Genomic DNA, 12,938 nt, shown 5'->3' with positions numbered 1-12,938 from the left:
GTGACACGCGGCGCCTATAACGCATTTGAATGATCGGCAGCGATTACAACACGAATATATCGTTTCCGAGTGTGGCATCGTCAATTCCGCCACCGGCCTGAATTTCGATAATCGTGCCATTCCCGAAATCGAGCGTCAGGATCGTTCCGTTGGCGTTCAGGGATCCGAAGGTATCGACAATCTGCTGACCTGAAAGATTGCCCGCATAAAGGTCATCGTCGATCTGTATCGTATCGAAGCCTTGCTGGTAGCCATTGATCCGGTCCGTGTCGCCACCGTCATCGAAAATAAAGACGTCCCGTCCCGCGCCGCCGACGAGCAGATCATCGCCGTCGCCGCCACTTAGGGTGTCATTCGCGCCTCCGCCCTTCAGCGTATCGTTTCCAACGTCGCCGAACAGCTGATCGAGCCCAGCCGCACCGACAAGTGAGTCGTTCCCGGTGCCGCCGTCCATGGTGTCATTGTTTCCTTGACCCAATATGGTATCGTTCCCACCGCTGCCGAGCAGAACATCGTTGCCAGAACCGCCGTAGATCAGGTCATCGTTGCCACCGCCATCAAGCGTATCGCCAAGACCCTGACCCAGCATAGTGTCGTTACCGGCGTTGCCCGACATCGAGTCAGACCCGTTGCCGCCGTACAGCTCATCGTCACCAAGACCGCCGATCATGGTGTCCCCATCGCCTTGTCCGCGAAGGATATCGTCGTCTGAACCGCCATTTAGGTTGTCGAATCCAGAACCGCCGTTCAGCACGTCGTTGCCGGATCCACCGGTCAGCCTGTCGTCGCCATCGTTGCCGTACAGAAGATCGTCGTCTTCCTCACCATTGATGGTGTCACTGCCAGAGCCGCCGAAAACCGTGTCGTTTCCCGCACCCGCGTTGACCGAGTCATCACCCGCAACCATGTCTATGTTGTTGCTTAGGGCGTTGCCGATTGCGATGTCGTCATAGTTGCCCATGATCAGATTCTCTATGTCGACACCCTGTGCAATCCCGATGGTCCCGATATTGGCTTCGACGAGGCCGCCATTGATGAAGTAGAAATCGGAATAGGTGCCGTCGTTCATGTCGACATGGGCGAAGGCTTCATCACTCTGGGCCAGGTCGATGCTCAGGTCGACCGTATCGATCCCGCCTTCGTCGTAGATTACGAAGCTCAGACCTTCGGCCAGAAGCGCCGCGTAATATGGCGACATGGTCCCGCCCGTCCCGTAGACGTCATGTCCGGTGTTTAGATTGCCAGACGTTCCGTAGAGCGCCTGAATCGCAAGAATGTCCGCCATCATCGGGCCCCCGATATAGGCGAAGCTGGCATCGATGTGGGTATTTTCGATTTGGCTGAAATACGACATGACAGTCGCCTGCCAGCTGTCATTCAGATAGAAGTTATCGCCGCTGCCGTCTTCTGCATAGCCACCGGTCCCGTTGTAGTTCCCGGCGTGTCCCAATCCCAATGCGTGACCGATTTCGTGGATATAGGTCTGGGTGGAATAGCTGTTAAGTTGCGCGATCTGATTTCCATTCGAGTCGGTCACGATGTCGCCTGCAATCCAGTTTGTCGATACGTTCACATTGGATTGCTCGATCTCGCCGGGCGTGCTGGAGAAGCTGGAGCTGGCAAATGCGCCGGATTGGTTATCATCGAAAATGATATCGGCACCGGCAGAGGTGGACAGCGCGAAGTTCAGACCTGTTACTTCGGCCCAGGCGGCCAGACCATATGACGCAAACTGCTTACCTGCGTCGGTCAGCGCTGAAATGTTTACGGTGATCGTTCCGCCCGGAGCCACGTTGAACGAAAACGGCGTGTAGTTGTCCGGGAGACTCGTCGCTTCGTCCCAATAGCCAAAGGTCAGGTAGTCGGCGATCTCTTGATAAGTCAACTCTTCCAAGGTGCCTCCGCTGGGTGGAGGCGTGTTGCCAACCGCGTAGCTGACCGAGTAAGAGCCAGTATCTTGGTAGATTTCTGCGGACAAGTAATGAGTGCCGCTCTGCGTGGCCGTGAAGGTGTATGTCGACGTGGTGTCGCTGGCAACGTCATCAAGATAATTGTCAACGAAGTTCCCGTCACTGTCGTAGATCACGAAGTCGAGATATTTGTCAGCACCCACCGTACCGGAGATGGTGTAGGTCACGCCGGCTTCAAACGTTACCTCGACCCAATCGATGTCGCCGAGCACATCGATCGTGCCCTGAAAGGAGTCACCCAGACCAATCTCGTACGGAGTTGTTGTATTCTCTGGCGCGTCGGTAATTTCGACCACGTCTGCCGCGACACCGTTGTCATGATCATGATGGGATGTTTGCAACATGGGGAAGCTCCATAGAGAATATTAGAAAGATATTGAGTTCGCTCTAAGGGCGTTGGCAACGATCCCGAGATACATATCGGCACCGAACGTGCGATCTGAAACGATATGCATGACTTCCTCGCCCTGCCCGGCGGCGGCGCGTTGATCGATCCGCAGCCGAATGAGGTTCTCGGAGAGACTGATAACGACCAGCGTTACATCGGGCGAATTGCTGTTCTGCGTTGCAGAAGGTGCACCCACGTCCAGAAGTGCCTGTTCGAACGCTTGGCACATGGAGGGCGGTGCGCCCGTGCAATCATAAGTAACCTGAGACACGCTGGCACCTCCGCAGGTTGGGATCGTCAGAAATGAGACGGTAGCGATAGTGCGGAACCACATGCAGCTGCTCTTGGGTAGGATCGGTCATTCTCCTTCGAGCAGCTCTTAGATGGTTCCGAACAATCTGTCGAGATGATAGATTGACGAAACGTCATCCCATCAAGGCCTCAGTAGCAACTCGCCGCTTTAAAAAGATGCAAAGAAATTATGGTTTTCAACCGAAGGCTCAACTCATGCGGGTATTCAACGTCGGTCGCACGTTCCTTCTGTGCGATGTCCTAACGCTCAACAACATCATAACTCCCATGAACATGCTGCTGTCCAAGACTAGCTGGAAAGCGAAGGCTCCTAGGGAGGAGTTCAAGAGCAACGGGAACTTGCCAAGCACGATGATCCAGTAGAGCGCCGCCCATCCAGCCTTTTCACGACCAGTGAAGATACGCCGCTCCAGCCTGTAAGCCACGTAAACAATTCCGCCAAAGAACATAAAGCCGAACACTAATCCGAACGATAGTAAAGATTCTAGAACGACACCTGGGGTGATGCCATTGACTGCGCGGAAAAAATAGACCCGCTCTGCGATCAAAGGGCCAATCTCTTTGTAGAAGAGAACGTCGTCACCAAAAAAGGGTTCTAAAATGAACCCAACCGAAATCGGTCCGAGCCAATTCTGGTCGCTGGCCCAGAGGTAGACGTTACCCAACTTTGTGAAATCGAAGAAATATCGAGACTGAGCAATCTTTTCCAATCCAAATGCGATAGCCTCGAAGTTGGAGGAAAACGTCACAGACGGCCTGAGGATCGAAACCAAGAGCAGTGTCGCAAAAACGACGAGACCGATCTGCGCGACACGCCTAACTCTAAAAGATCCAAGCAAGAGCTGAAGGTAAACGATTTCCAGAAAGAACACGATAAGAATAGATCGCTGCGAGAATACTAACGCGGGTAGAATCAGGGCGATAATTGTCGCAACAAACATGATACGGTCAACCATGCTTCGCGTCTGCGACATACGAATGAAATACAAGCAGGCGATGAAGTGATTGAACACCGCGATCTTTAAGAGGACCCACGTCAGGCCGCGTTCGCCCAATTCCGATCTCTTACTAGAGAAGGCGTCGAATAGAGCATTGATGCCGATCGACAGGATGGCAAGCCCCGCAGCGGCTATCGTGAAGGCCGCTACAACATGCAGAAGAGACGGGATTGGTATGCAGCCGCTGCCGGAGACCTCATACGGTTGTGCCGCTCCTGCGATCAGTGTGCTGCCAAGAACCACGAGCAGAGTTAGGGTCGTCAGCGTTAATCCGTAGAAAATGATCTCTGCGGCTGGAAAGCTGGAAAATGCGTTTATCCAAGCCGAATTGCCCATTTCTGGCGAACGCGAGACGTGAAGGACATACGGCAACCGAACCAAGTATTCGAATACGAACGCACCCAGCATAAGAAGGAGCAGCGGCGAAAACGTCCGTGTCATCGCAGCCTCCAGACTTGGACTAGCCAGATCGCAGAAGATATCAGGTATGCCGCAAAAAGATGCGTCAGATTCAGATCGAAGAACTGGAGCGACAACAGCATCAGAACTATCGTTAGAGCGATCAATACAAACTTGGCAATCGACGCACGCCGAAACATATCCGAGCGTCCTGAAATGTAGACGGTAAGCAAGCCAATTCTGTCGAGTATGACCGCTGCTCCCATCAGTATTGGCCAGATAGCTGAACCGGAGAAGACAGGGAAAAGCGTTGAAGTCAGCGGTGTCCAGTAGAGGCCCAGCAAAGCAATATAGCCTGTGCCGGCAGTGATGAAACGGGTCGCGCTTCGGGTAAATAGGGCGGTGCGGAAGGGCTGATCGCGGTTATCACTTCCATAGATCGACGCAAGATCAGCACGATAGACAATAGCGAAAAGGATGGACATCGGAGACAGGACCAAGGTTGCAACCACTCCTGCCAAGACAATTTCAGTCTGCGCCTCAAATATCGCCAGAACGTATTTGTCGATCTGAAAGAACACGGCGCCAGTCGCAAAAAACGTAAGCATTGCTCCGAAGTCACTCAGAGCGATGGGCTTGGTCTTTGGCGAGTCCTGCGCTTCGATGCGGCGAACAAGCAGGATGGGTAGCACTAGGACGAGGACGCTGGCAAGAAAAGGGCCTGCTGGCTCGACCGTTTCGGCTTTAATGGCAACCCAGATTACCAGAACCCGACCGAACGCGATTGCGACTGGCAGGATCGCCCATCGCCGCGCCTGACGACGGCGCTGGATCGAAGCCAAGGCGGCCTGACCATGTGCAACGAGCGGGATCGAGAGCGCATACAGCGCAACGGCCCCGGCTGAGATCAGCTCTTTTCCTAGAAGCGAAAGGGCCGCTATTGCCAAAAGGACAGAAATGACATCAAGGCCCGCGTTTGCGGCGGGCGCCCGCATGTCCAAAAAGCTGATGAGGGATCTGACCTGCGATAGCAACGTGACGATCGGTAAGAAAATGGCCTGAAACAGAAAGAACCCGGCAAGTTCACTTCCGGAATAAAACCTAGAAATCAGAAGGATGACCGCGAAGGACGCAGCGAAGGGAAAGGTAACAAAGATGGCGGATCGGGCGATGGCCATCAGGCATAGCCAAGTTTAGCCAGAAGTGACCCGGCCTCTGCTTCGATCCGCGCTACAGCATTTGAAGACAGGGAGTCCCGCCAGCCGCCAACCTTGCCACGTCTTATGAAATTCCCTTCGCCGACATTCTCGCCGCGTGACCTGAGTCGGTCGATATCATGTTCGGCGACGGCGTCATTGACGCGAGCGGAGTCGAAGTTGATGTCCAATGCCTTCAACGCATCTTTGAGAACTGTAGCCGCGTCGTCTCGAAGGTCTTCGTACTTGACCAGTCGTTCGTTCGACCGGCTAGGATGCGTGTAGAACGCGCTCCACGTGAAGGCTGGAAACACCGGAGATCCGGTGATGATGCCCACGAATGCGTCGAGTTCTTCTTCCTCTGAGCGATCTGTTAGGAAAACCTTGTCTCGCATGATTGCCACGGCAGCCTCGTTGAAGCCCTCGTCGCGATAGACTGTTCGACAGTGGTGGTAGAAAGAAACCGCAACATCTCTTGGGTCGCGTACGACGCACAGCGTCGCCGGTTGGCCGAATGACAGGCGATGGTGCTTCATAACTGCGTTGCCCGGCGCAGGCCATCGGTTGTCATCGAAACGGTAGTCCAAGGCGTGGGCCAGTATCCGAGCAACCCATGTACCGCCAGACTTGGGAAATTCATTCACATGAACGGTACGAAAAAACAGATCGTTCACCCTAGGATAGACGCGACGGTACGAAGAGCGAAGCGGAAATGGGTGTCGTCTGAGGATATTCATGTGGCCAAGGCCCAATCTATATACTGCGGTGTCGTTAGGACTGATGGGGTGGACGCGGTATTGCAAGTCGAACGCTGGGCCACCACCGTTCTGCTCGGTCAATATCCTGATCGACCGGTGGCACGGTTTTGCCGATCATCATTCCGACGATTGCGAAAAGCGTTCGCAAGATGACACCAATGTCCGAGACTAGTGTCGCGCGCTCGAGATAGGCGCGCTCTATAGCAAGCTTCGGGGGAAGAAGTTCACGGATGTAGCTGCCCTCGGCATCGGCGGCGCTTACCAAGTCTTCGCCATAGGAATAGTAGAATAGTGCGCCGGGGCTGGTGATGCCCGGTCGCACATCAAGAGTTTCGCGCATCCAGTCCGTATATGCCTTAGAGACGATCTTCGGATCTTCCGGTCTCGGTCCGACTACAGCCATATCGCCCAGCAGCACGTTTAGGAACTGCGGCAACTCATCAACCTTGGCTGCTCTTAGAAACCGCCCGAGTTCGAACACCCGTGGGTCACGATAGGCGGTTATGACCGATCCACCTTCCGAGATATGCATAGTGCGAAACTTCAGCATCGAAAACACCTCACCCTTTCGCCCAACTCGACGGGCGCGATAGAAGATCGGACCCGGAGAGCTGACACGAATGCCAATTGCGGCACCGATCAGGATCGGAGAGACTAAAATCAGCACTACGGCTGAAAAGATGATGTCGAAGATACGTGTCACGAAAGAATTTGCCGCACGACCGTGATGACCCGAGCCTGCTCATCATCTGTCATCGACATGAATAAGGGCAACGTGACGCAGCGTTCGAAATAGGCGTCCGCATTTGGGAATTTCCCTTTGTCGACCAAGTGCCGCCAGTAGGTCATTTGATGAAGGGGTCGGTAGTGAACGGACGTTCCGATCCCCTCGTCCTTCATCGCATTGATGAAGGCGTCGCGGCTCAGAGGGGCGTCTTCTCGGATCCGCACGCAATAAAGGTGCCACGAATGCATGTCTCCGGGCGCGGCATGCGGCGGCAGCGTCAGCGGAAGATCGGACAAGGCATCATCGTAGATCGCGGCACGCGTCGTTCGTGCATCTAGGAACTCGGACAGGCGAGAGAACTGCACGCGACCGATCGCGGCAGCCATGTCGGTTAGATTGTATTTGAAGCCGGGCGCCACGACATCGTAGATCCACGGTGCCTTTGTGTCGGTAAACCGTTTGAACACATCCCGGTCGATCCCGTGCAAGCGCATGGTGCGGCTGCGCGCGGCGCGGTCGGCGTCGGCCACGATCAGCATGCCGCCTTCGCCTGTCGTCATCGTTTTGTTGGCGTAAAAGCTGAACGCCGTAGCGTCCGCTTGTGCAGCCGCCGATCCGATCAACGCGCCCCCTGTTTTCGCAGGCAGTGCATGCGCCGCGTCGTCAAGGATCGTCAGGCCGTGCGCGTCAGCCAAAGCGCGCAATCCAGCCATATCGCAGGCGCGTCCGGCGAAGTGGACCGGCATGACCGTTTTGGTGCGCGGCGTGATCGCTGTACGCACCCCGTCGACCGACAGGCACAATGTTGCAGGGTCTATATCGACCAGCACCGGTGTTGCCCCCATGTAGCGCACAACCTCTGCGGTTGCGGTAAAGGTCAGCGTGGGCAGGATCACCTCGTCACCGGGGCCGACCCCCAACGCGTCCAGACCAAGGTGAAGGGCAGCGGTCGCGGATGTGACGGCAAGGGCGTGGACATCCCCGCCGAGATATTCCTCGAACGACTTCTCCAGAGCCGGCGCCTCTGATGCCGTGGTCAGCCAGCCGGATCGCATGACCTTGGTGACGGCGTCAATCTCGGCGTCGCCGATGCTTGGACGGAAGAAGGGGACGTTCGAGTGGTTCATGTGTATCCCAGTTCGGCAAGGGTTGGGCCGATGATTGCCATGATGGTGTCTTGCTGCGCACGCGGTAGGTTGGCCCAGCCAGAGCGCTGCGGACGTAACCTGGCATGCGCGGTGTCGCGCACCGCATCGGGGTCGGGCAGGTCCAGTGCCTGTGCCAACCCAACCACTGTGTCGGGCGCATCGACGAGGCGTTCGTAGCGGATTTCGTGAACACGATCACCCAGCTCGGCAAGATCTGCGGTCGCCTGCTGCACCGAGCACACCCACTGATACGCGCAGACCGCCGCCAACCCGTCCTCTTCGGCGATCCGTTCAATACCGTCGAAACGCGGCCCCCAGACCTTACCGCCACCGCGACCGGATACCAACCCTTTCAGCAAGTTGCCGCCGAACCACATTGCGTAGCCAGCATTTGACAAGGGCATCCCGCGCAGCTTGGTCCAAAGTGCGCGCAAGTCGGGCTTGGCCTGCCACTGCCGCATCGCGCTTTCCACTACATCGCGCCCGTCGCGCACCAAATGGACATATGCGGCATTTGGGAACACGGCGTCCACAAAAGGCACGCGCAAGGTGTTGGAAACGCTCTTTTCCAAGATCACGTCACCGGGAGCCGCCTTAGCCTGTCGCGGCAGGGTTTGCCGGATGAAGGCAGCGCGCCGCTCGGTTAGCTCCGATGGATCCAGCCGGTCATGTGACACGTCTTCGGCGCCGAAGCGCCAGACATAATTCACATCGTATGGCACAGCAGAAACGCCGTCCGAGCTTGCGAGTATATCGCGCAGGATCTTGGTGCCGGACCGCGCCGCACCGATCAAGAAAACGGGTGGGGGAGTCATGCGGATTCTCCCAGCCACATCGGACGGATGCGGGCCCGGTAGTCGTTCAGGAACGCATCACGACCGAACGCGGCGGTGGAGATGGCCGCGATTGCCTGTCTGTCGGGCCTTTGGATTTTCCAGTCACGCACCATTGCAACGATGGTCTTGGCGGCGGCGTCCGTGTTCACAGGCGACGCTGCGCGGCCCAAGCCGTCGCGTTCAAGCTCTGCCGCCAATTGCGAGTCGGTTTCGGTCATCACAAGCGCCGGTAGGCCGGATGCCCAATACGTGAAGACCTTGCTGGGGTAGGCGTAACTGAAAAGATGAGCCTGCGCTGAGACCACGCCGATGTCGCAATCGGCCACGATTTGCGCAGCCTCATCGCGTGAGACAGGCCCACGCATCTCGATGAAATCTAGGCCCTTGCGTGTAATTTTGTCGTGTAGCGTTTCTGCCATAGAGCCGCCACCCAGCAGAAGAATGCGAAAAGGCACGATTTTGCGGGCTTGGGTCGCGGCATTGATGAAGTGCAACAGGTTTTGCAGCGCGCCAAGGTTACCTGCATAAACGAAAAGAGGCGCATCGCGCTGGGGCGACAGGATTGCGCCATCGGTGGGGGTGTAGTTCTGTCGCTCGACGATATGCGTGTCGTCGCCAAGTGACTTTTTCATGTCTGCAGACAACGTCACGACCACGTCAGCGCGACGCACGATCATCCGTTCGAGCCGGTGCAAGAGTCGCCCGATGACCCTGGATGCACCACCTGTCGTGATCAAATTTTGCGCGAAAATATCCTGGACGTGGAAAAGCACACGCCGACCGGTCGCCTTAGCCCAGATTGCCAGTGGCAAAGCGGGGGTCAGGATCGGATAGGAGGTCACCGTGATCGCGTCGGGCTTCACCTGAAGCGCCACCCGCAGGGCGAAAGCCGAGAAACGCAACATCGCGCCCAGTCGCGAAAGGGATGTGCGCCCGCGATCAGGGGCCAATTCAGTGTGGTGCAGCTGAATCCCCTCCGCATCGGCCCAGTCTTGCCGCGCCGCGGCCTCTGCCTTATTCGCAAAGGCGGTGCAAATCGCGACCCGGTCGCCTTCCGCCCCATGCAGCTCGGCGATGTCGCGCAACATCGCGGCATAGGTCGAGGCATCGGACGGCCAAATGTAGCGGTGGACGATCAGCACGAATGCCATCAGCTGCGGATCCCGTCCCACTGGTTCGACAAGCGTGCCGTGCCGAGGATCAGATTGACGACCCGCTCGGACGTATTGGCGACACAGTAGTCTGCCGGTACGGAATGCGGCAGGTCACGAGCCTCTCGCTCTGCAAAGGCTTGGGTGATTGCGACGACGCCCGAGAGGATTGTGTCGCGGTCGAGGCCGGTCATGATCAGGCAGCCGACGTCCAGCCCCTCGGGCCGCTCGATTGCGTCGCGCGGGGTGATTGCAGGAAAGCCGAGGATCGATGCTTCCTCTGCAATCGTGCCCGAGTCGGAGATCGCGCAAAAGGCGTTCATCTGCAGTGCGTTATAGTCGTGGAAGCCGAACGGTTTGGACCACTGGATACGCGGATCGAACCCAACATCCAAAGCGTCCAGCCGCTTTCGTGTGCGCGGATGCGTAGACACGATCACCGGCATGTCGTGCCGTTCTGCCAACGCGTTCAACGTCTCTACCAGCGCGGTCAGACGCTCGGGACTGTCTACGTTCTCTTCGCGGTGCAACGATACGATGAAGTAGCCGCGTCGCTTCAATCCCAACCGTTCAAGTACATCTGATGCTTCGATCCGGTCGCGGTAATGCTCCAGCACCTCGCGCATGGGGCTGCCGGTCAGGTTGATACGCCGATGCTCCAGCCCCTCTGACAGAAGATGTCGACGCGCATGCTCAGTGTAGACGAGGTTGAAGTCAGCGATGTGATCGACCAGCCGCCGGTTCGTTTCCTCCGGCACGTTGCGGTCGAAGGATCTGTTGCCCGCCTCCATATGGTAGACCGGGATCCTCATGCGTCGCGCCATGATTGCCGAGATTGCAGAGTTCGTGTCACCAAGGATCAGGACAGCGTCGGGCTTCTCGTCGGCCAATACGGTTTCTGTCTTAGAGAGGATACCGCCCAGCGTTTCCCCCAGAGTGCCGCCACCAACGCCAAGAAAGTGATCCGGCCTGCGCACGCCCAGATCCTCGAAAAAGACTTCGTTCAGCTCATAGTCCCAGTTCTGTCCGGTATGGACTATGATGTGGTCGGTATATCGATCCAACCTGTCCATTACTCGGGCCAACCGGATAATCTCTGGCCGAGTGCCCAGGATCGTCATCACCTTCAGTTTGGTCATGCAAGTACCTTGTCGGCGTAAGTGTCGGGGGTTGCAGGGTTGAACAGGTCGTGCGTCCAGAACAGCGTAAGAAGGTCGGTATCGCCGATATTCTCGATGGAATGGGTGTGTAGCGTCGGCATATCTACCGCAGCAGGCGCATCCCCGCTGACTCGATACTCCCACATTTCTTCATCAAGGACCCGTCGAACGCGGATCACCGCTTCTCCTTGAACGACAAGGAAGCGCTCGACTTTGTGGAGATGGAAGTGATTGCCACGCGTGATGCCGGGTTTTGTCGTGGAGAGGAATGTCTGGCCGCCACCACCGCCCTTCACGGCTTCGAACAGAGTGCCACGCGCGTCGGTGTTCAACTTCATGGGGCGCGGCCATCGCTCCGGATAACTGGCGGCGCGATAGCTGTTGAACAGCGCCAGGTCGAACGGATCCGACACGTCTGGCACAATGTTCGCAAGATAAGAGGCATGGAAGGCTGTCAGCTTCTCGAACAGCGCAGGCACGCCGATTTCACGTCCTTCGGGCGCGACCCGGCCTGAGGTTCCAATCAGCGCGGCGTCGATAGCGGCTTGGGCGGCATCACCCGCGTGCACCAGACTGACGCGTCCGTCAGGGTTCAGATCAGGCGTTTCTTCCGCCAAGATCTGATGGATCAGGGTTGCGGTAACATTGTTATAGAAGGGCCGAGCGCCCTCTCCGAAGATGTGAGGCAGCACCAAATCGGTGTAGCCTCCCGGTCCGTTCGACAGCACGTCTCCAGCATGGCGCTTGCCGCGCCCGTAGGGCGTGTTGGACGTGGAGTGGGTGGAATTGGCGTAGACGATATGGGGAGTTGCGCCACTTTCACGGCAGGCGGCCAACAGTCGATGCGCAATCGCTGGATTCTGGGTCTCGACGTCGTCATCAGGCGCACGGTTCACACCTGCGAAATGCAAGACCGCATCCGCCCCGATCAACGCGTTGCGCAAGATCGCATCGTTGTTGTACGCGCTTCGGTTCAGGGCTATGATATCATAAGGTTTTTCGTCGCCGTGGAAGGAAGCCGCACAATTCGCTGCGTGCAGTCGCGCTTGCGCGTGCCAGCCGATCAGACCGGCGGCTCCCGTGACAACGATGCGCCTCATGACAACTAGCCTTCGGAGCGACGCGAGGTAAAGCCCCGGTCGTCAATGGCCACATTCTGGAAACCGAAACGTTCGGAAAGCGCATGAATTTCTGGACCGGTGTCTGCCAGAGCGACGTACTCGGTTCGCGAAAGAGTGTCGGTCGCGCCTTGCAGAATCTGTTCTTCCGATCCGTTGGTGGTAACACTGATCAGCCGAACCTTCGTTACCCCAGCCTCCGACAATGCTTTGTCTATGGTCGTCACCGGAACTTCGCTGGGCTGGTAGCCGCGCTCGCGCAACTCGGCCTCGTCCCATTCGGATACGTCTTCCAGCAGGTTGGATGCGGCGTGATTGGGATTTGACCAGAAGCGCAGCACGCGCTCTTCGGTCCAGCACCCCTTGGCGATCACGGTCACACGATCCGCAAGACCGGCCTTTTTCAAATAGGCTTCCATGTCGGCAGCGCTGTTGGGTTCGGGTTCGAAAATAAACAACCGACCGCGCGGACCGACCATCATCGCGAAATAGACGGCGCGTATTCGCCCCACCTTCAGCAAGTCGCGCGGCGCGCCGACCTGAATTGCAACGTCGCCATCAGACAGCACGCTATAGGGAAAGCTGGTGCGCCGTAGCTTTACGCCGGCAGAATAGAGCGTTGTCTGCGGAACCTTATTCAGCGCCCAAGCAACTGGGCGCGTGACGTGACGCCAAGCTTTGTGACCGATCGCTCCCTTAATGCGAAGAGCAAGGGATTTCTGGTTTTCGACCGGGGCTGCAGGCTGCGACGACATTGGATAGGCACCTCTTTGGTGG

General features: G+C 57.1%; 12 protein-coding genes. All 12 read right to left on the bottom strand.

Features of this window, described 5'->3' with window-relative positions:
• Positions 1–43: 43 nt before the first annotated feature.
• Entirely contained in the window at positions 44–2,314 is a 2,271-nt protein-coding gene (locus FIU81_RS15150; RefSeq protein ID WP_124110250.1) for a M10 family metallopeptidase, read from the bottom strand.
• Positions 2,315–2,335: 21 nt separating this feature from the next.
• Positions 2,336–2,587, bottom strand: a complete 252-nt coding sequence (locus tag FIU81_RS15145) for a hypothetical protein (protein ID WP_152460918.1) — start codon at positions 2,585–2,587, stop codon at positions 2,336–2,338.
• 271 nt (positions 2,588–2,858) lie between these two features.
• Complete coding sequence (locus tag FIU81_RS15140; protein WP_124110252.1) at positions 2,859–4,109, bottom strand: hypothetical protein; 1,251 nt, start codon at positions 4,107–4,109, stop codon at positions 2,859–2,861.
• Entirely contained in the window at positions 4,106–5,245 is a 1,140-nt protein-coding gene (locus tag FIU81_RS15135) for a hypothetical protein (protein WP_124110253.1), read from the bottom strand. Before FIU81_RS15135 ends, FIU81_RS15140 begins: the two co-directional genes overlap by 4 nt.
• Positions 5,245–6,000, bottom strand: a complete 756-nt coding sequence (locus tag FIU81_RS15130; protein ID WP_124110254.1) for a sulfotransferase domain-containing protein — start codon at positions 5,998–6,000, stop codon at positions 5,245–5,247. Before FIU81_RS15130 ends, FIU81_RS15135 begins: the two co-directional genes overlap by 1 nt.
• A 34-nt stretch (positions 6,001–6,034) precedes the next feature.
• Positions 6,035–6,724 carry a sugar transferase gene (locus FIU81_RS15125; RefSeq protein ID WP_124110255.1) on the bottom strand — a complete coding sequence of 230 codons (690 nt, stop codon included), beginning with the start codon at positions 6,722–6,724 and terminating at the stop codon, positions 6,035–6,037.
• Positions 6,721–7,875 carry a DegT/DnrJ/EryC1/StrS family aminotransferase gene (locus FIU81_RS15120; RefSeq protein ID WP_124110256.1) on the bottom strand — a complete coding sequence of 385 codons (1,155 nt, stop codon included), beginning with the start codon at positions 7,873–7,875 and terminating at the stop codon, positions 6,721–6,723. The genes FIU81_RS15125 and FIU81_RS15120 overlap by 4 nt, the downstream gene beginning before the upstream one ends.
• Entirely contained in the window at positions 7,872–8,711 is an 840-nt protein-coding gene (locus tag FIU81_RS15115; RefSeq protein ID WP_124110257.1) for a sulfotransferase family protein, read from the bottom strand. The genes FIU81_RS15120 and FIU81_RS15115 overlap by 4 nt, the downstream gene beginning before the upstream one ends.
• The gene (locus FIU81_RS15110; protein ID WP_124110258.1) at positions 8,708–9,883 is read right to left on the bottom strand and encodes a glycosyltransferase family 4 protein; all 1,176 of its coding nucleotides are present in this window, start codon (positions 9,881–9,883) and stop codon (positions 8,708–8,710) included. Before FIU81_RS15110 ends, FIU81_RS15115 begins: the two co-directional genes overlap by 4 nt.
• Positions 9,883–11,022, bottom strand: coding sequence for a non-hydrolyzing UDP-N-acetylglucosamine 2-epimerase (wecB, locus tag FIU81_RS15105; protein ID WP_124110259.1), 1,140 nt, complete (start codon positions 11,020–11,022; stop codon positions 9,883–9,885). The genes FIU81_RS15110 and wecB overlap by 1 nt, the downstream gene beginning before the upstream one ends.
• Positions 11,019–12,143 (bottom strand): NAD-dependent epimerase/dehydratase family protein, encoded by a 1,125-nt coding sequence (locus FIU81_RS15100; RefSeq protein ID WP_124110260.1) that lies wholly within the window; start codon positions 12,141–12,143, stop codon positions 11,019–11,021. Before FIU81_RS15100 ends, wecB begins: the two co-directional genes overlap by 4 nt.
• Before the next feature lie 5 nt (positions 12,144–12,148).
• Positions 12,149–12,916, bottom strand: a complete 768-nt coding sequence (locus tag FIU81_RS15095) for an FkbM family methyltransferase (RefSeq protein WP_124110261.1) — start codon at positions 12,914–12,916, stop codon at positions 12,149–12,151.
• Positions 12,917–12,938 lie beyond the last annotated feature (22 nt).

The organism is Palleronia sp. THAF1 (assembly GCF_009363795.1).
Taxonomy (GTDB): Bacteria; Pseudomonadota; Alphaproteobacteria; order Rhodobacterales; family Rhodobacteraceae; genus Palleronia.
The sequence above is the reverse complement of the archived record's forward strand: the minus strand, read 5'-3'. Positions and strand labels throughout refer to the sequence as shown.